Here is an 18,596-nt window from a genome sequence, read left to right on the forward strand (position 1 = left end):
TCAGCCCTCCACTTCTGCAAGGGTGGGCATGGCGGGGATGGCACCGTGACGGCTGGTGGTGATGCTGGCAGCCTTGTTGGCAAAGGCCAGAATGCCTTCCAGCTTGTCCACGGTCAGGGTGTTCAAATCCTCCTTGCAGAGCTTGGACAGAGCAGCCCCAAAGAAGGTATCGCCTGCGCCGTTGGTGTCGCCCACCTTGCAGGGGACGCCAGCCACATGGCCGGTCTTGTCCCCAAAGCGGTAGAATACGCCGTTTGCACCCAAGGTGACAAAAATCAGCCGGATGCCGTTCTGTGCCAGTTGTGCCGTGCCGCTTTCGCAGTCGGTGGTGCCGGTGAGCAGGGGCAGCTCTTCATCAGACACTTTCAGAATATCCACCAGCGGCAGGGGAGCCTTCATCTGGGCAATGGCATCCTCTTTGTTCTTCCAGAGGTTGGCACGGTAATTGGGGTCATAGGTGATGGTAGCCCCCAGTTTTTTGGCACGGGCGGCAGCGTCCAGCGTAGCGGTACGGGAGGGGTCAGCGGTCAGGCTGACAGAACCGAAGTGGACGATTTTGGCAGCTTTCAGAGCCTCGTCCGAAATATCCTCTTTGCACAGCATCACGTCAGCGTTGGCACTGCGGTAGAAGCTGAAATCCCGCTCACCGGTGGCATCCACCGAAACAACAGCCATGGTGGTGGGGTGGTCTGCATCCACAGCCATGCCGGAAACGTCCACCTTGTTCTCTTCCAGAACCTCTTTCAGGTAGCGGCCAAAGGCATCCGCACCCACCTTGCCGATAAAGGCGGTCTGTGCGCCCAGCCGGGCGGCAGCCACAGCCAGATTTGCCGGGGCACCGCCGGGGTTTGCGGCAAACTGAGGAATGCCCTTTTCATCCTTGCCGGTCTGGGTCAGGTCGATCAAAACTTCGCCAATCGTTAAAATGTCCATGGTTGCTCTCCTTATCATTCATCATAGTGGGGTGTCTGCTCCGGGAACTGCTGGCTGATCTTTTCTTCAATGCCATAGGCGGCATTGAAATCGTTGTACAGCAAAAAGAAGCAGACGAACCAGATAAACCACACACCGAGGAAAGGCACAAGAAAGCCCGTCCACGGCAAAAACAACACAAACAGCAGCCACCATACCAGCTGAAGTACGGCTGCACCCAGAACGTGCTTGCCGTATTTCAGGCAGAATAGCACGGCATTTTGCAGGCGGTGAAGGTTGCTTTCTTCAAACAATACCACCTGCGGCCAGAACGCAGTAAACAGCATGAACAGAATCAGCAGCCCGGCCAGAAAAACAGCCATGGTTCCGATACCGGGCAGACGCTCCCCGGAGAACAGCACCATGCCGAAAAACAGCTCGATGCCAAGTGCCAGGCTGAACACCACACCGGGCAGAAGGGATGCTTTCCAGTTTTGTTTCATGCCCTTGCAGTAGTTTTCCCACCAGCCCCGGGGCGCATCCCGGTAGCTGCGGAACAGCGCGTCCATCATGCAGGAAATGGCCGGCCCCACCAGCAGTCCGCCCACCACGCAGACCGGGATCAGCACCAGCAGACTGGAAGAAAGCAGGGCGTACCCCACCCCCAGCCCATAGGGGATGCACAGACCCAAGGTGACAAAATCCGCAAAGAGAAAGCTTTTCCAGTCTCGTTCCAGCAGCTCCTGATACCGGGGCAGACCAGTGGCGCGTTGACCATGGATGACCGGGTCACTCGGAAAGAATAAGCCCATTTCTACGCCTCCTTAATAGGTGCAGCCGTTCAGAAATTCGGTCAGTACAGCCAGTGCATCGCCGGTGTAGCTCTCCTGACAGGAAAGCTCCCACTCTATGGCACTGGTGCCCTTCTGTCCAAAGGCGGCAACGCCAAAGGCATAGGGGTTGCTCTTGTCCTGATAGGCAAACTGAATGACAGTGTACTCCTGCCCGGCGGCAGTCAGGGTCTGTGTGTCAGAAATATCGTAGTTCTGCTGTGCCAGCTCCTGCCAGCCGGAAACAGCGGAAGCTGCCTTTTCTTCGGTCTTGTTTTCCTGTACCACCAGCGTCAGCTGGGCATCATAGAGATCGACTGTCTTACCCTCGCTGTTTTCATAGGGCTGGGGTTCTCCGTTGACCCAAGAAGCATAGTACAGGCCGTTGGCGGCAAGGATATCCTTGTTGTCCAGCAAGGTGAAGTCCTCCGGCGGGGCAGGGGCAACCAGCGTTTTGCCTACCGGAGCCGTCCCATCCGCATTTACCAGCGGATCACTTTTCAAATTTTCATCCTTCACACCGCAGCCAGTACAGAGAACTGCCGCCAGCGCAAGTGCTACAACACACAACCAGTTCCGTTTCATGGAGTTGCTCCTTCCGTCAGAATCTCCCACAGCCGCTGTGCTCCTTCCCGGGCAAGGGCGGCTTTTTCGTTCTTGGGCTCTTCATAAAAGGCCCTGCGGCCTAAAAATAATCCGTTTACCAGTTCTGCGCTGCTGCCAGTAACGGTGGTTCCCAACACGGTGGTCTGATACGTTCCAAGGTCGTATCCGGCCAGCACCGGGCAGTCTGCCCAAGGCACGGTCTTTCCGGCGGCGGTATAGTCGTTGTCGCCCGGCGGAGTGCCGTCCCAGTTGGCAAGTGCCTGATAGTCCAGCTGAAAATGCGCCGGGTCATCCAGCAGCAGAAAATAGCTTTCCTCGGCGTTCATATCCGCCAAAAACTGCATCTGTGCGGCAAGCGCGTAAGTAGAAGCGTTTTCCACGTCCTCAGTGTCGCTGACATACTGGTTGAGCTTGACCGAAACGATTCCGTCGCCGTTCAGATCTTCGCCATACTGCGCAAAAGCGGCTTCGATGGCGTGGGCTGTATCCTCCGGCAGAGCACTTTTGCCCACATAGGCGATCTGATAGTCCGGCAGGGTTTCGCCCCAGTGCAGGGCGTTGCCCAGCCAGCTGATGCCGACCCAAAGCGCCACAGCCGCAATAATAAGGTAGAGCCAGTGGTAATGCAGCCAATTTTTGAACCAGTACCACCGGCCTTTTTCCGGGGCGGTCATGCCTTGGTGGTGCCGCCGTAGGCGTAGCGCACCGGCAGACACAACAGGGAGGGAGTGTTAGCGTGGGAGTCCTGCAGCACCAGATCCACGCAGGTCTCTGCCATGGCTTCTACCGGCTGGATGATGGTGGAGCAGTAGTAGTCCTGATCTCCAAAGGCGCGCAGACCGTCGTAGCCGATGACCTGCACATCCTCCGGTACGCGCTGCCCCATCCGGCGCAGCATCTTGATGACGGCGACCGCCAGCTTGTCGGTGACGCAAAAGATGCCGTCAAAGGCCAGCCGTCCGTCCTTCAAGTTCTCTTCTAGAAAGTGCTCGAACTCACTGAGCGGCGCGTCATCCATCAGGATCTTTTGGGTGCAGGGCAGCTGCATGGCTTCACACTCTGCCACAAAACCGTCCCGGCGTTTGTTGGTCTCGCTGGTCAGCGGGGAGCCGATGCGCAGGAATGCCAGATTTTTGCAGCCGTTTTCCACCAGCTTCTGGGCCGCCAAGCGCCCGCCGTTGTAGTTATCAGAGGCCACGCAGGTGGTGCTGCCACTGAGATAGCGGTCGATGGACACCGACCGCACATCCGGGGGAATCTTCAGGTCGGGGTTGTAGGTCAGGGCAATGATGCCATCCACCTTGTTCTGCGCCACCATCTGCACCATTTCCTGCTCCTTGGTGTAGTCGTATTCCGTATCGCACAGCAGCATCCGATAGCCGCGGTTCACCAGCGCCCGGTTGATGTAGTGTGCCACCATACTAAAGAAAGGGTTGAGCAGATTGGGCAGGATGACCGCCACGGTGTAGGTGCGGTTGTTCTTCAGCCCCTTGGCGTAGGCGTTGATGTGGTAGTCCAGCGTCTTGATGGCCTGTTCTACCTTTTTACGGTACTCGTCACCCACTGGGATGCCGTTGATGACCTTGGATACAGTGCCCAGAGAGACCCCTGCCTCCTTGGCCACATCCTTCATAGTAGGGGCGGTGTTCTGTTTTGCCATGCGGGCCACTCCTTTGTTCGTGAAACGTTTCTATTTCAAGTGGATATATATCAAAGGAAATCTTGCTGTATTCCTGCTAACTCTGAGGTTCTTGCAACTTCAGTATAGCATGGTTTTTCCAGAATGTAAAGACTTTTTTCGTGAAATTTCATGAACCGTTTCACGAACGCACGATGATGCATTTTGCACAAAAACATCCTACCGCAAGTGTGCAAAACGTTGAAAACATGGATACAAGGCATTTTTTGCGTAAAATCCTGTTGACACAAAAACGCTGGCGTGTTATCTTTGTGTTGCAAGCCGTGTAACGTTTCACGGGAAACGACAAAAAACGCTCCCCGAACGGCAGGGAACCCCGCCCACGGGCCTGTGGGCAGCGTAAAAACAAGAAGGAGGAGTTTTTATGACGCAGACCTCGCCAGCTGCTGCACGTCAGCTGGACGCTATCCCGGTCCACCGCAAAAGCCTCAGCCAACGGCTGCGGGAAAACTGGCAGCTCTATGTGATGCTGCTGATCCCGGTGGTGCTGACCATCGTTTATAAGTACTGGCCCATGTACGGCATCCAGATCGCCTTCCGGGACTTCAAGGCAAGCCGGGGCATCACCGGCAGCGAGTGGGTCGGCCTGTACTGGTTTGAACGGTTCTTCACCGCACCCAACTGTGTGCGCATGATCAAGAATACCGTGCTGCTGAGCCTGTACAGCCTGCTGTGGAGTTTCCCCATCCCCATCATCCTGTCCCTGTGCATCAACCAGCTGCGCTTTGCAAAGTTCAAGCGGGTGGTGCAGACGGTGCTGTATGCACCCCACTTCATCTCCACCATGGTCATCTGTGGTATGATCAAGATTTTCCTCAGCCCCTCGGGTGGTCTGCTGAACCTGATCCTGGGCACCAGCGTGGACTTCCTCTCGGAGAGCGCCGCCTTCCGCACCATCTATGTGGCATCCGGCATCTGGCAGGAAGCCGGATGGGGTACCATCATTTATATGGCTTGTCTGGCTGCTGTGGATACCAGCCTGTACGAAGCCGCTAAGATCGATGGCGCGTCCATGTTCCAGCGTATCCTGAACATTGATATCCCGGAACTGGTACCCATGATCGTGCTGCAGCTCATTATGAGTGTAGGCAACCTGATGAACGTGGGCTTTGAAAAGGTGCTGCTGCTGCAGACCGAACTGAACAAGGCCACCAGCGACATCATTGCCGTGTACGTCTATGAACAGGGCATCATCAACGCCAAGTACAGCTATTCCACCGCTGTGGGTCTGTTCAACACGGTGGTCAACATCATCCTGCTCATCATCGTCAACCGCATCGCCAAAAAGGCGGCAGACGTCAGCTTTGTGTAAAGGGGGCGAACCGTTATGGCAAAAAACATTGCAGCATCTCGTCAAAAGAAGCCCGGCGGTCTGTCCGATAAGGTCAGCGACATCGTTCTGGTGGTCATCTGCGCCGCCGTCATGCTCATCGTGGCCTATCCGCTGTACTACGTTCTGGTGGCGTCCTTCTCAGACCCCTACGACGTGTACGCCGGCAAGACCTTCCTGCTGCCCAGCCAGTTCACCCTGAAGGGCTATCAGGCTGTGTTTGCAGACAGTGCGCTGTTCTCCGGTTTTATGAACAGCATCAAGTACACCGTCATCGGCACCATCTACTCGGTGGTCATGATCTATCTGGTGGCATATCCGCTGAGCGTCAAAGACCTGCCCGGACGCAAATACATCAGTCTGTTCTTCGTCATCACCATGTATTTCGGCGGCGGTCTGGTACCTACTTACCTGATCGTTAAGGAAACGGGTCTGCTGGGCAGTATGTGGGCACTGTTCCTGCCCGGTGTGGTGGCTGTGGGCAACGTGATCATCGTCCGCAACTTCTTCGAGAACAACATCCCCCGGGAACTGCTGGAAGCCGCCGAGATCGACGGTGCCTCCAAGTGGACCGTCTTTGTAAAGATGGTCATCCCTCTGAGCCGTTCCATTATGGCCGTTATGGTGGTGTACAGCATGGTGGCCTACTGGAACGACTGGTTCACCGCTCTGATCTACCTGAGAGCCGATCAGGCTCCGCTGCCGCTGGTGTTGCGCAATATCCTGATCAAGAGCTCCACCAGCGCCAGCCAGTCCTCTATGGTAGCGGGCGGCTTTGCAGAACTGAATAAGCTGACCGAAATGATCAAGTTTGCTTCCATCATCGTGGCAGCTGCCCCCATGCTGATCGTTTACCCCTTTGTACAGAAGTATTTTGAAAAAGGCTTCATGGCAGGTGCAGTCAAGGGCTAAAATTGCGACCGCGGCCTGCGGCCGAAACAGGGAGCAATTTTTGGCGCAGCGGTCTGCAAGACGCGAGTGCCGCCCAAGGCACGAAGCGGATGCAGGGCACCGCAAGAGGTTTTAAACGACCGCAGCCTATTCCAGAAAACGAAAAGAACCTGATATAACATTACAGAAAAGGAGAACAACCATGAAAAAGATGATCTCTCGCCGCAATTTCCTGAAGGTTTGCGCCGTTGCCGGTTCTGCCGTGGCACTGTCTGCCTGCGGCGGCAGCAAAAAGGCCGCTGCACCCGATCCCTCCAACACCGACCAGACCAGCTTTGACATCGTGGGCGGTCAGTCTGCTCTGAGCCCCGGCTACAACGACAACGAGGTGCTGAAGAAGCTGGCAGATAACGTGGGCGTTAAACTCAATTACGAGACCATGAGCGACTCCCTCAGCGAGCAGGTGAACATCCGCATTGCAGGCGACCAGCTGCCGGACGCCTTTATGGGTGTAGGCTTCTCCAACTACGATATCGCCAACTACGGTGCAGACGGCACCTTCCTGGACCTGACCCCCTATATCAACGCCGAGATCATGCCCAACCTGACCAAGATCCTGGACGAGCATCCCAACATCCGCGCCGCTATCACCATGAGCGACGGCTGCATCTACGGTCTGCCCGCTGCCGAGCAGATGGGCACTGCCGGTATCGGTGACGACGAGGATTACAGCATCTTCACCATTCCGCAGTTCTCCATGATCAACAAGCGCTGGCTGGACGAGCTGGGGCTGGAAGTGCCCACCACGCTGGACGAGCTGCACACCGCCCTGAAGGCCTTCAAAGACAACGATATGTCCGCCAAGGTCTACGGCAACGCTCCCGGCAGCACCATCCCCATGTCCACCGGCTTTGACGAGTGGTGCTGGGGTCAGAACATCTTCTACGCAGGCTTCGGATTCACCAACTGGCCCAACGATGTGTGCAACGATCTGGTGCTGCAGAAGGACGGCAAGTGCCGCTTTGTCTGCGCCGAGGACAACTACCGCAAGGCGATCACCTACTTCCACGACTGGTACGCCGAGGGTCTGATGGACGTGGAGATGTTCAGTCAGGATACCAACCAGCTGCTGGCTAAGGGCGCACAGGGCTATCTGGGCGTTTCCACCTGGTGGTACATCGAGGAGCTGATGGGCGATTACTCCAAGGACTATGTGTTCCTGCCCGTACTGGACGGCCCGGACGGCACTCACAACGTCACCGTGCGTACCGGCGGCGGCACTAACAGCGGCAACCTGAACGTGACCAACAAGTGCCAGAGCCCCGCCAACCTGCTGAAGTTCTTTGACCAGTGGTATGACGGCGAGACCGTGATGCAGCTGCAGTACGGCCCCATCGGCGTGTTCTTCACCGAGCAGGACGCCAACGGCAAGTGGAAATCTATCACCGAGGAAGAGGCCAAGGCAAAGTACAACAAGGGTGCCGGTGAGCTGAAATCCACCTACGAGGTCTGGGGTCCCAAGCTGATCCTCAGCGAGTACTACGACAAGTACTTCTACATGGAGGACCGCGCCATCGAGCGTCTGACCGACCTGAAGGACTTCTGGATGCCCTTTGTGGACGACACCACCACTTACCCCATCGACTGCGTGTTCACCAGCGAGGAACTGGACACCATTGACCGCTACCGTGCAGATTTTGAGAATGCAGTCTCTGAGCAGGAAGGCCTGTGGCTGAAGGATGGCGGCCCCTCTGATGACGAGTGGAGCGCATACCTCGACACCCTGACCAACAGCTGCGGCATGGACAAGCTGCTGGAAGTCTACCAGAACGCTTATGACCGCTACAAGGCCAACGTCTGATTTTGAGCGACAAGGAGGCATCCGCGATGCCAAGTGAAATTTTGAACAAAGCCCGTGCCTACGAGGCCAAGCACGGCGCTGCCATTTCCCCGGCGGAACGCCCTGCTTACCACATGACCCCTTATGTGGGCTGGCTGAACGACCCCAACGGCTTCTCTTATTATAAAGGGAAGTATCACCAGTTCTATCAGTATAACCCCTACGATGTGCGTTGGGCGCCCATGCACTGGGGTCACGCCGTCAGCACCGACCTGCTGCACTGGGAGTATCTGCCCTGTGCGCTTGCACCGGATTCTCCGGCAGACAATGGCCCCGGCTGCTTCTCCGGCTCGGCCACCCAGATGGATGACGGCAAGCAGCTGCTGATGTACACCAGCGTGGTGGCAGAAAAGCAGCCCAATGGGGAGATGCGGGATATCCAGACCCAGAGTATTGCCATCGGTGACGGTCTCGACTACGAAAAGCCTGCCTGCAACCCGGTGCTGACCCAGAAGGATCTGCCGGAAGGCTTCAGTAAGTTTGATTTCCGGGACCCCAAGATCTGGCGTGAGGCCGATGGCACCTACTCTGTCGTCACCGTCTGCCTGGCCGAGGACGGCAGCGGCGCAGCGGCACTGTTCCAGAGCAAGGACGGCTTCGACTGGCACTTTGTCACGGTGCTGGAACGCTGCAACAATCAGTACGGCAAAATGTGGGAGTGCCCGGACTTCTTTCCGCTGGATGGCAAGCAGGTCTTGATGCTTGGCCCCATGGAGATGCTGCCCAAGGGCGAGTTCCACAACGGTCACAACGTGATTGCCTTCATCGGCAACTACGACGAAGCCACCCACACTTTCACCAAGGAAAACGTGCAGCTGATGGACGGCGGCATCGACTTCTACGCCACCCAGACCACCCTTGCCCCGGATGGCCGCCGGATCATGACCGCATGGCTGCAGACATGGTCGGACACCGAGGATAAGCCCAAGGGCTGCAAGTGGTTCGGGCAGACCATCTGCCCGCGCGAGCTGCACATCAAGGACGGCCGCATTGTTCAGGCCCCGGTGCGGGAGCTGGATGCCGTCCACGGTAAGCGCACTTTCCACGAAAATGTGACGGTGCAAGGCGAAACTTCTCTGGAAGGCATCAAGGGCCGTGTGGCCGACCTGACCGTCACGGTGCAGCCCGGCGAATACCGCTCCTTTACCCTGAAGCTGGCCGCCGATGCAGACCATCACACCAGCCTGACCTACGACCCCTACACCTCGCAGCTGACGCTGGATCGCAGCTATGCCGGTTCCCGTGCCGACATCGTGCATACCCGCAGCTGCAAGGTGCGCAGCCAGAACGGTGCGCTCAAGCTCCGCATCCTGCTGGATAAGAACAGCATCGAAGTTTTCGCCAACGATGGCGAGCAGACCATGACCGCATGGATCTACACCCCCCAGTCTGCCGACGGCATTGCCTTTGCTGCCGATGGCGAAGCAACTGTTACAGTGGAACAGTTTGAGCTGAATCTGTAACCTGATATTCCCTTCATTTCTCCTTCATCAATACAGCCCCGCTTTGGCTTCTCCTTCGCCAAAGCGGGGCTGTGTTTGTTATGTCATGGATTTTCCAGCCTGCCGTGGTCACAGCCAAGTGACAGGTAGTGCTCAATCTCCCCTCTCAGCACAAGCTGAGCATACTCCAAAGGCTTATTGTATAGCAGTCAGTCCAGCTCTGCCCGCTGTGCCGGGGTGTTGCCGTATTCGTCCTCCACGGCGATGCAGTCGATGGCAAGGGTAGTGCCACCCTCGAACCGGGCTTCCACCCGGTTGGTGTCCATGTTGTAGAGGCAGGAAAGCAGTTTGTTCATAAGAAAGCCTCCATGTTTTTCACATTTACTTCTTCTGCGGTGGAAAGTTCCGGCTTGTCCGTTTGCAGATTCATGAATCCGCTTTGTGATGCAGCCCTTTGCAGGTCTGCACCCATCCACCACACGCTCCAATTTTACGCTAAATGCGAACAACGCTCTTTTTGCTCTGCACAAAATCCTACATCGTTTGGCGTAAAATTGGCGTATGGCGTAGTTTTCGCTGGAAATCCGTCAAAAGAAAAAGCCCGAAACTTCTCAGTACATCAAGAAGTTTCAGGCTTTGTTTTGCTTAAATTGGGAATTTACTGCTCAATCGGCTTCATCGTGGGGAACAGCAGAACATCGCGGATGGAGGCGCTGTCGGTGAGCAGCATGACCAGGCGGTCCACACCGAAGCCCAGGCCGCCCGTGGGGGGCAGACCGTACTCCAAAGCGTTGACGTAGTCGTAATCCACCTGAGCCTTGCAATCGGGCTCAATGGCCTTGCGCTCGGCGACCTGACGCTCAAAGCGGCCCTTCTGGTCGATGGGGTCGTTCAGCTCGCTGAAGGCGTTGCCGTACTCGGTGCAGTCGATGAAGTACTCAAAGCGCTCGGTAAAGGCGGGATCATCCGGTTTGCGCTTGGCCAGCGGGCTGATCTCGACAGGGTAATCATAAATGAAGGTGGGCTGGATCAGCTTGTCCTCAACAAAGGCATCGAAGAACTCGGCCAGAATGGCACCCTTGGTGGGAACCTCGGGCAGCTCCACATGATGCTCCTTGGCAGAGGCAATGGCATCCTCGTCGGACTTCCAATCGTTGAAGTCCACGCCGGAATACTTCTTGACAGCCTCCACCATGGTCAGGCGCTCCCAGTGGCTCATATCGATCTGCTTGCCCTGATAGGGAATGACCATGCTGCCGCAGATCTTGAGGGCCAGGCGCTTGTACAGCTCTTCCACCAGATCCATCATGCCGTGGAAATCGGTAAAGGCCTGATACAGCTCGATGCTGGTAAATTCGGGGTTGTGCTTGGGGTCCATGCCCTCGTTGCGGAAGATGCGGCCAACCTCATACACGCGGTCCATGCCGCCCACGATCAGGCGCTTAAGGTACAGCTCAGTCTCAATGCGCAGCACCATGTCCATGTTCAGGCTGTTGTGGTGGGTGTAGAAGGGGCGGGCGGAGGCACCGATCTCAAAGGGGGTCAGGATGGGGGTATCCACCTCCAGGAAGCCCTTCTCGTCCAGATAGGCGCGGATCTCCTTCAGGATCTGGCTGCGCTTGACGAAGGTATCCTTCACCTCGGGGTTGGCGATCAGGTCCACATAGCGCTGACGGTAACGCATCTCGGTATCGGTCAGGCCGTGGAACTTCTCGGGCAGGGGGCGCAGGCTCTTGGCCAGCAGGGTCAGCTCGGTGGCACGAACGCTCAGCTCGCCGGTCTTGGTGCGGAACACCTCGCCCTTGACACCGATGATATCACCCACGTCCAGCTTCTTGAAGGCGGCATAGGCCTCCTCGCCCAGCTCGTCGCGGCGGACATACAGCTGGATATCGCCCTTGTCATCGCGCAGGTGGGCAAAGCTTGCCTTGCCCATCACGCGCTTGGACATCATACGGCCAGCCAGCGCGACCTGCTTGCCACTGTCGGTCTCGTTGGGCAGATCCTTGAACTCTTCCTTCAGGTCGGCAGAGTATGCGTCCTGGGGGAACTTGGTCAGGGTGAAGGGGTCGTTTCCGGCAGCCTGCAGGTCGGCCAGCTTCTGGCGGCGCACCTGCACCTGCTCGCTCTCAGACAGGCCCTGAGCGGGGTTTCTCTTTTGCTCTTCCATGGTTTCCTCCCATTCAGGCTCAGTTTGCGGCGTGGGTGATGGCCAGCACTTCGTACTCGACGGTCTGGCCGGAGGGCAGCAGGACCTCAGCCTTCTCGCCCACGGCCTTGCCCAGCAGAGCGTGGCCCACAGGGCTCTCGTCGCTGATCTTGCCGTTGATGGGGTCAGCCTCGGTGCGGCCAACGATATCGTACTCCTCGGCCTCATCATCGCCGATCATCTTGATGGAAACGTGGGTGCCAACAGAAACGCTGTCCACGCTCAACTCGCTCTCGTCGATGATCACAGCGTTCTTGACCATCTGCTCCAGCTCGGTGATGCGGTTTTCCACCAGACCCTGGGTGTTCTTGGCTTCATCGTACTCGCTGTTCTCAGAAAGGTCGCCGTGGCTGCGGGCTTCCTTGATCTCCTCGGCCAGCTCCTTGCGGCGGACCGTCTTGAGGTATTCCAGTTCGTCCTGCATCGCCTTCAGGCCGGAAGCGGACATCTTGATTTCTTGTGCCATTTTGGATCTTCTCCTTGTCTATTGGATTGACGCAGCCGCAAAGCCGCGCACGAATGCTATTATGACTGTTCTATTATAATAGCAAGCCGGGAGCTTGTCAATAAAAACCACGGCGCTAGAGCGGAAAAAGCGGCGGTTTCGGCTCCCGCCCCTATGCAGAAGCGCCCCACCGGTTCCCCGGCAGGGCGCTTCCACAGGTTATTTGGGAATAGAGAATGGTTCGGTTGTGGGGGCAACCCCCCAGTCGCTTTCAGCGACAGCCCCCGCTAATAGGGGGGCCCTTGGCATGGCGGATAGTTTCACCTTTTTGCCAAGGCCGCCCCTATTAGGGGCGGTGGCATCCCGAAGGGATGACGGTGGGGTTTACTTTTCCTGTGCCTTATTCCACACGCGGATCACTTCAACACGGCTCACGGAATCGGTATCCACATAGGTCTCGCCGTTGTCCTTTGCGGCCTTGAGCAGATCGTTTTCCACAGCCCAGGCAATGGCCTTCTGGGTATCGGTGGCATCAGCGGGCAGAACTGCGGCGGGTGCGGGCTTACCGGCATGGTTCCACACCAGCAGGGCCAGCTCGGCACGGTTTGTGGGGATGGCAGTACCGGCGGGCAGAGCGGTTTTCAGGTACAGCTCCGTACCCAGCTGGTAGCCCGTCCAGCCAAGAACAGCTGCACCTACACCGGCGGTGGCCACGACAGCCACAGTTCCCAGCACGTCGGGTTCTTCCACATCGGCCATGCGGTACATTGCACGGATGGTCACACCCGTATTGGGCATGATGAACTGTGTCTTTTCAGCACTGGCATCAAAACCACCGGTCAGCTCAGTATTACCGGTGATTTCCCAGCGGTCAAAGACCATACCGTCAGGAATCAGAGTGGCATCTGCTTCCAGAATCACAGTATCACCAGCACGGGCGGCAGTGATCTCCTTATCCTTTGCGCCGTCGGCAGTTACGCTGTAAGCCTTACCGTCGGTCAGGTTCAGAGGGTAATAGCCTTCCTCGCTCTGTGCGGTCAAGATGATAGTGCCTTTGTCCTCACCGTTCAGCTTCAAAGTCAGCGGGTTGGTATGCTTCTGCTCTTCGGTCAGGGTGAAATCGGTATCACCGGCAACAGACCAGCACTTGAAGCCATCTGGGGCGGTAATGGTGACTTCCTGCTCGCCGACAACACCGGCGGTGGTCATACCGTTCACGGTGCCGCCATTCACAGTTACCCAACGGACAGCAGGGTTCTGCTCACCAAAGTTTGTGTAACGGCTGAATACACCGCTTTCAATTGTACCATTGTTGGTAAAGTAACTTGTGGCAGTGACATCCTTAACAGTGCCATTGTTGGTTACACTATTTCTGATGATGCCGTTCTGGAGTATGCCGTTATTTGTGATACGCCATTTTACTGCATTGTTTTCAAGATCAGCAGTGTACCAATCTTCAATTGTCATGGCTTTGTTCAGTTCTTTGGTCTCCACACCGCTGTTATAAGTCCAGCCATCATACGGGCTGCCGAAATACGAACCGAGGCTATCAACCGGTAGACCGTTTTCGATTTTTAAGGGAGTTGCGATTTTGCTGACGGTAATTTCGACATCTCTGTCGGTCGGCATGGTAAAAGTCAGGGTAGCATAGTCTCCATCACGACCAGCAACAGCACCGGGCAAAGTGGTTTCATCTACTTTCTCACCATTGATGAACCAACCACTAACTTTCTTTCGAGTATCTTTGAAAGCGATTGTTACTTTTGGATCACCAACGGTATATACATGATCCTGTAAGTCTTCATTAATTATGCAACCTTGAGCAGTCAATTCGTGTGCGTCTGTCAAATTTGACTTTAATTTGAATACTGCACGATTAATTGTACCCGAATTGGTTTTTATCATTTCATAGTAAGTTCCGCCATTGATAACGCCACCGGCACTATTAATGATTTGATGTACATAGCAATCGTTTATCGTACCGGAGTTATTAACATATCTATACTTTCCGCCATTGATAGTTCCCTGATTATATAAAACAATTTCATTCCGGATTTTTGACCCCTTATATGAATAACCAGAAGCGATAGTCATTGTACCAGAACCAGGCTTGTTTCTATATGGTGTCCACCACCAACCTTCACCAGTGCATTTATCAAGTGGACCAGTAGCGTTTGTTGTAATATTTGTTCTAGTGACAGTTACACCATTAACTACAATTGAGCCAGGTGTCTCGTCTGGTACTTTTGGATACCCTTCCTCGGTAATTTCAAGACCTCCGACTTCAGATGGCACGATATCATTTCCAGCTGCAAACGCCGCAGTGGGCAGAATGGTCAGAGCCATACCAATCGCTAAGACAGCGCTGACAAGTCGTTTCAACTTCATATCGTTTTCCTCCTTTTATGAATTACTCCCAAAATATAACCATGCCCGCACAAAGCAAAAAGAGCGCCGCACCGGCCAAATGGCTGGTACAACGCTCTGCGTTTTGTACTTTGGGAATCTACCGCCCCTTGAGGTGATGCCCATGTGCGGTATGGTTGAGAAAGTGCGGCTGGCTGCCATATTACAGGCCCTTTAGCTTTGCGTCGCAGCCTTTCGACTGGTTTGCCGATTCTTCTGTTTCAATGTGGCATTTTACACAAAAATCATAAGACTTTTTTTTTTTTTTGTCAATAACCCAAAACCATCTTTGGCAAGTTGCACAAAAAGGGAAGTATCTGTATGGCATTTTCGGATAGCAGCATCTCCCCGGGGAGAAGTGTTCCGTTTGGGAAAAGGCGGCGTGTTTTCTCGCTTTTTCGTTGAAATATGCCAGGTTTTATGATATAGTAGTAGTCGTTTTTACGTTTCACTCCCCTATTCTCCCTGCGGAAAGGAAGCATCCATGAACCTGACAAAGCAGTTCTTCAAGTATGTGTCGCAGAATATTTTCGGTCTGATCGGCACATCGTGCTATATTCTGGCCGACACCTATTTCATCGCCCAGGCGGCGGGCACCGACGGCGTGACCCTGCTGAACCTCTGCCTGCCCATGTACAACCTGATCTTTGCCTTCGGCTCGATGATCGGCCTGGGTGCGGCCACCCGGTACGCCATTCTGCAGGCGCAGGGCGAGGCGCGGGCGCAGCGGTTTTTTTCCAACGCCATCCTCTGCGCCTGCCTGATCGCCATCCCGTTCATGCTGGCAGGCGCGTTCTGCCCGGGCACGCTTCTGCAGCTCATGGGCGGCGATGGGGACATTGTGGCGCTGGGCCTGAACTACACCCGCATCTTCCTGCTGTTCACGCCCTTCTTCATGTGCAACTACATCTTCTCGGCCTTCGTCCGCAACGACGGCGACCCGTCCCTTGCCATGGTGGCCACCCTGAGCGGCAGCCTGTTCAATGTGGTGTTCGATTACATCTTCATCTTCCCCATGGGGCTGGGCCTGCCCGGCGCGGCGCTGGCAACGGCCATCTCGCCGGTGCTCAGCATCGCCATCTGCAGCCGCCACTTTTTTCAAAAGAGCAACACGCTCACCTTTGTCCGGCAGGACCCCTCGGCCCGGCTGCTGGTGCAGAGCTGCCAGCTTGGTATCTCCGGTTTTGTCGGGGAGCTTTCCTCTGCCGTGACCACCACCGTGTTCAACTTCCTGCTGCTCCGGCTGGCGGGCAACGTGGGCGTGGCCGCTTACGGCGTAGTGGCAAACTTTGCGCTGGTGGCAACAGCCATCTTCAACGGCGTGGCCCAGGGTGCCCAGCCGCTGATCAGCCAGTGCTACGGCAAAAACGAGATGACCGGAGCAAAAAAGCTGCTTCTGCTGGGCTGCGGCACTGCGCTGGCGCTGGCGGCGGTGTTGTACAGTGCCGTGTTTGGCTTTACCGATACCTTTGTTGCCCTCTTCAACAGCGAGAGCTCTGCACTGATGGCCGAATATGCCCACAGCGGTATGCGCATCTACTTCCTGGGCTACTTCTTTGCAGGCTGTAATATTGTTGCGGCGGGCTATCTGGGTGCGGTCAACCGCCCCACCGAGGCCACCATCACCTCGGTCAGCCGGGGCGTGGCCGCCATCGTCACCTGCTCGCTGATTCTGAGCGCCCTGTTCGGCATGAACGGCGTGTGGTCGGCCTTCCCCGCCGCCGAGGCCATCACGCTGGCCCTGACGGTGTTCCTGCTCAAGCGCCCGCAGTCTGTGTGCGGCTGAACGCCTCCACGGAAAAGAGCCGGGTGCTGCCCCGGCTCCTGAACATTTTAAATATACAGTGCCTGCTCCCGCTGGCTTTCCGCCGGGCTGAGGGGCCGTGCTGTCTGACCGGCCAAGGCCCGCCACTGTGCGGGGGATTGGCCGGTCTCTTTTTTGAACACCCGGCACAGGTAGTTGGCCCCTGAGAAGCCGCACAGGCTGGCAATGACATCCAGCGTGTATTCCCGGTGCAGGAGCAGCCGCATGGCAGCTTCCACCCGCACGGTGGTCAGGTATCGCCCCGGGGGCACCCCCACGGCGGCGGTAAAGGTGCGGACAAGGTGGCTCTTGGAGACTCCCAGCCGCTCACTGAGCTCTTCCACGCCGTACAGGCCAGCGTAGTTCTGGCGGATATCCTCAATGGCGGCCTCCACCAGCGGCGGCAGGGGCGGGGCGGCGCTGTCGGCCCCCGCAAGCTCACAGAGCAGGGCAAAGGCCAGCTGGCTGGCAACCCGGCTGCGGGGTGTATCGGCCTCGGCGGCAAGGCGGCCCAGCAGCTCTGCGGCGGCGGGGCAGGTCTCGCCCCGGGCCAGGAACGGCAGCTCCGTCAGCCCGGCAAGGAACTGCACCGCCGCCTGCCCGGTCAGCTGGATGCAGAGCAGGTGGCTCTCCCCTTCCGGGGTCAGGGTCAACGGGGCGCGGCTCAGCACCAGATGGCCCGCCGCCGCGCTCTGGGGCGGCAGGATCAGTGCGCTGCCCGCCGGGGAGGGCGAGGCATCGGTCAGGCTGGCAGTGCATCTGCCGCTGGAGATCAGGCAGACCCACAGCCCCTCGCCGGTCAGGGTCAGGGGGTCTTTGGGCTGGATATCCCGCACCACGCCAAGGGCTGCGGTGCTTGTCCAATCATAAAGCAATATCTGACACCTCAAATCAATAAAATGCTATTTTATATCACAAAGTTATCTGTTATTATAATATCAACGAGAGCGTGCACCGTCAAGGTGCCGTAACATAGAAAAATTTTAATGGAGGCAATGACCTATGGCTTCGATTAGCTGCCAGCACATCTACAAGATCTATCCGGGCGCTACCGCTCCTTCTGTTACCGACTTCAACCTGGAGATCCAGGATAAGGAGTTCATCATCTTCGTCGGCCCCTCTGGCTGCGGCAAGTCCACCACCCTGCGCATGATCGCCGGTCTGGAGGAGATCTCCAAGGGCGAAATGTACATCGGCGGCCGCCTGATCAACGACGTTCCCCCCAAGGATCGTGATATCGCCATGGTGTTCCAGAGCTACGCTCTGTACCCCCACATGACCGTTTACAAGAACATCGCTTTCGGTCTGGAGCTGCGCAAGACCCCGAAGGACGAGATCGACCGCCGCGTTCACGAGGCTGCCAAGATCCTGGAGATCGAGCACCTGCTGGACCGCAAGCCCAAGGCTCTGTCCGGCGGCCAGCGTCAGCGTGTTGCTCTGGGCCGTGCAATGGTTCGTAACCCGGCAGTCTTCCTGCTGGACGAGCCCCTGTCCAACCTGGATGCTAAGCTGCGTACCAGCATGCGCACCGAGATCATCAAGCTGCACAAGAAGCTGGCTACCACCTTCATCTACGTTACCCATGACCAGACCGAGGCTATGACCATGGGCGACCGCATCGTTGTTATGAAGGACGGCATCATCCAGCAGGTCGATACCCCGCAGAACCTGTACGACATGCCCTGCAACATGTTCGTTGCCGGCTTCATCGGCAGCCCCCAGATGAACTTCCTGGACGGCACCGTGACCAAGAACGGCGATCAGTACGCCATTGACCTGGGCGGCGACACCATCCCCCTGCCCAAGGAAAAGACCGCTGACGGCAAGCTGGATTCCTACGTTGGCAAGAAGGTCAAGATGGGCATCCGTCCTGAGGATATCGACGACGAGCCCGAGTTTATGGCAAAGCACCCCGACTGCCACCTGGAGGCTCAGGTCGATGTGTCCGAAATGATGGGCGCTGAGATCTACCTGTACCTGGAGTACAAGGGCAACAAGATGACCGCCCGTGTCGCTCCCACCTCCAAGGCACGCAACGGAGACACCGTCCGCGTTGCATTTGATCCGCACAAGGTCCACGTCTTTGATGTCGAGACCGAGCAGACCATCCTGAACTAAGTTC

Annotated in this window: 15 protein-coding genes, 1 pseudogene and 1 riboswitch; of the genes and pseudogenes, 6 read left to right on the forward strand and 10 right to left on the reverse strand. The window is 56.6% G+C overall.

Annotated features, from left to right (window positions below):
• The 5 genes from MTP40_RS12080 to MTP40_RS12100 are packed head-to-tail and all read right to left on the reverse strand — an operon-like array spanning nt 1 to nt 4,008.
• A complete protein-coding gene (locus MTP40_RS12080) occupies nt 1-933 on the reverse strand; it encodes a carbohydrate kinase family protein (RefSeq protein ID WP_112121392.1) in 933 nt (310 codons plus the stop codon).
• A gap of 14 nt (nt 934-947) precedes the next feature.
• Complete coding sequence (locus tag MTP40_RS12085) at nt 948-1,724, reverse strand: hypothetical protein (protein ID WP_112121391.1); 777 nt, start codon at nt 1,722-1,724, stop codon at nt 948-950.
• 12 nt (nt 1,725-1,736) lie between these two features.
• On the reverse strand, nt 1,737-2,327 hold the full coding sequence (locus tag MTP40_RS12090; protein ID WP_112121390.1) for a hypothetical protein: 591 nt from the start codon (nt 2,325-2,327) through the stop codon (nt 1,737-1,739).
• Nucleotides 2,324-3,022, reverse strand: coding sequence for a hypothetical protein (locus MTP40_RS12095; protein ID WP_055186450.1), 699 nt, complete (start codon nt 3,020-3,022; stop codon nt 2,324-2,326). Before MTP40_RS12095 ends, MTP40_RS12090 begins: the two co-directional genes overlap by 4 nt.
• Complete coding sequence (locus tag MTP40_RS12100; RefSeq protein WP_055186449.1) at nt 3,019-4,008, reverse strand: LacI family DNA-binding transcriptional regulator; 990 nt, start codon at nt 4,006-4,008, stop codon at nt 3,019-3,021. Before MTP40_RS12100 ends, MTP40_RS12095 begins: the two co-directional genes overlap by 4 nt.
• A gap of 403 nt (nt 4,009-4,411) precedes the next feature.
• Between MTP40_RS12100 and MTP40_RS12105 the strand changes: the two genes are divergently transcribed.
• The 4 genes from MTP40_RS12105 to MTP40_RS12120 all read left to right on the forward strand — a co-directional run bounded on the left by MTP40_RS12105 (nt 4,412) and on the right by MTP40_RS12120 (nt 9,631).
• Nucleotides 4,412-5,359, forward strand: a complete 948-nt coding sequence (locus MTP40_RS12105; RefSeq protein WP_055186448.1) for an ABC transporter permease — start codon at nt 4,412-4,414, stop codon at nt 5,357-5,359.
• 15 nt (nt 5,360-5,374) lie between these two features.
• Nucleotides 5,375-6,289, forward strand: coding sequence for a carbohydrate ABC transporter permease (locus MTP40_RS12110; protein ID WP_112121389.1), 915 nt, complete (start codon nt 5,375-5,377; stop codon nt 6,287-6,289).
• Between the two features lie 181 nt (nt 6,290-6,470).
• On the forward strand, nt 6,471-8,129 hold the full coding sequence (locus MTP40_RS12115) for a substrate-binding domain-containing protein (RefSeq protein ID WP_238057043.1): 1,659 nt from the start codon (nt 6,471-6,473) through the stop codon (nt 8,127-8,129).
• A 26-nt stretch (nt 8,130-8,155) separates the two neighbouring features.
• Nucleotides 8,156-9,631 carry a glycoside hydrolase family 32 protein gene (locus MTP40_RS12120; protein WP_112121388.1) on the forward strand — a complete coding sequence of 492 codons (1,476 nt, stop codon included), beginning with the start codon at nt 8,156-8,158 and terminating at the stop codon, nt 9,629-9,631.
• 83 nt (nt 9,632-9,714) lie between these two features.
• Here the strand turns inward: MTP40_RS12120 and MTP40_RS12125 are convergent.
• The 4 genes and pseudogenes from MTP40_RS12125 to MTP40_RS12140 all read right to left on the reverse strand — a co-directional run bounded on the left by MTP40_RS12125 (nt 9,715) and on the right by MTP40_RS12140 (nt 14,652).
• Nucleotides 9,715-9,966, reverse strand: a pseudogene (locus tag MTP40_RS12125) (DUF6061 family protein).
• A gap of 302 nt (nt 9,967-10,268) precedes the next feature.
• Nucleotides 10,269-11,780 carry a lysine--tRNA ligase gene (gene lysS / locus MTP40_RS12130; RefSeq protein ID WP_005935370.1) on the reverse strand — a complete coding sequence of 504 codons (1,512 nt, stop codon included), beginning with the start codon at nt 11,778-11,780 and terminating at the stop codon, nt 10,269-10,271.
• Nucleotides 11,781-11,799: 19 nt separating this feature from the next.
• Entirely contained in the window at nt 11,800-12,285 is a 486-nt protein-coding gene (gene greA / locus MTP40_RS12135) for a transcription elongation factor GreA (protein WP_097771648.1), read from the reverse strand.
• A 363-nt stretch (nt 12,286-12,648) separates the two neighbouring features.
• Nucleotides 12,649-14,652: a hypothetical protein gene (locus MTP40_RS12140; RefSeq protein ID WP_249259452.1), complete on the reverse strand. Its 2,004-nt coding sequence runs from the start codon at nt 14,650-14,652 to the stop codon at nt 12,649-12,651.
• Nucleotides 14,653-14,813: 161 nt separating this feature from the next.
• Nucleotides 14,814-14,889: riboswitch (cyclic di-GMP riboswitch) on the reverse strand.
• Between the two features lie 265 nt (nt 14,890-15,154).
• Between MTP40_RS12140 and MTP40_RS12145 the strand changes: the two genes are divergently transcribed.
• Nucleotides 15,155-16,456, forward strand: coding sequence for an MATE family efflux transporter (locus MTP40_RS12145; RefSeq protein ID WP_249259453.1), 1,302 nt, complete (start codon nt 15,155-15,157; stop codon nt 16,454-16,456).
• A 47-nt stretch (nt 16,457-16,503) separates the two neighbouring features.
• On the opposite strand, the gene MTP40_RS12150 is transcribed toward MTP40_RS12145, so the two are convergent.
• A complete protein-coding gene (locus MTP40_RS12150) occupies nt 16,504-17,349 on the reverse strand; it encodes a helix-turn-helix domain-containing protein (protein WP_249259454.1) in 846 nt (281 codons plus the stop codon).
• 127 nt (nt 17,350-17,476) lie between these two features.
• On the opposite strand from MTP40_RS12150, the gene MTP40_RS12155 reads away from it, so the two are divergent.
• Nucleotides 17,477-18,592, forward strand: coding sequence for an ABC transporter ATP-binding protein (locus tag MTP40_RS12155; RefSeq protein WP_097771644.1), 1,116 nt, complete (start codon nt 17,477-17,479; stop codon nt 18,590-18,592).
• The last annotated feature ends 4 nt before the right edge of the window (nt 18,593-18,596 follow it).

Origin of the sequence: Faecalibacterium sp. IP-3-29 (assembly GCF_023347335.1) — a bacterium.
Taxonomy (GTDB): domain Bacteria; phylum Bacillota; class Clostridia; order Oscillospirales; family Ruminococcaceae; genus Faecalibacterium; species Faecalibacterium duncaniae.